The organism is Pseudomonas ovata (assembly GCF_003131185.1).
In the GTDB taxonomy this organism is placed as follows: Bacteria; Pseudomonadota; Gammaproteobacteria; order Pseudomonadales; family Pseudomonadaceae; genus Aquipseudomonas; species Aquipseudomonas ovata.
The window spans coordinates 1-524 of sequence record NZ_QFFU01000070.1 but is presented as its reverse complement, the minus strand read 5'-3'; the positions used below and the strand labels follow the sequence as shown (position 1 = coordinate 524).

At 58.0% G+C, this 524-nt stretch carries 1 pseudogene; it reads left to right on the top strand.

From position 1 onward, the window contains the following. Positions 1-524, top strand: a pseudogene (locus DGA31_RS29485) (IS3 family transposase); the annotation flags it as partial.

Below are 524 nucleotides of genomic sequence, written 5' to 3'. Positions count from 1 at the left end.
GCTGGGCAAGAAAACGATGGAAGCGGAAATCCTCAAAGAGGCCGTAGAGATCGCCCGGTCGCGAAAATGGATTGCGCACTCACCCTTGTTGCCGGGGGACGACCAGTGAAGCTGGTCAGTGAATGTCTCGGTGTGGCGCGCTCGCAATTAACGGTTCGGATCAAGCAATCGCTATTGCCCAGAGTACGGCGAAGCAGGCCTGTAAATGACGCTGAGCTGGTAGTCGAAATCCAGCAACAGGTCAGCGAATTGCCCAGCTATGGCTACCGTCGTGTCTGGGGATTGCTGCGTCGCGCACGAGAAAAGCAACGACTCCCTGCGATCAATGTAAAGCGGGTTTACCGGGTCATGCGTGATCACAACCTGCTGCTTGAGCGCCGGATCAAACAGCCCGGCGTGCCGCGTCGGCACGAAGGCCGTATTGCCGTGAAAACCAGCGATACGCGTTGGTGCTCGGACGGCTTTGAGTTTCGCTGCGAGGACGGCGCCAAACTGAGCGTGACCTTCGCCCTGGATTGCTGTGA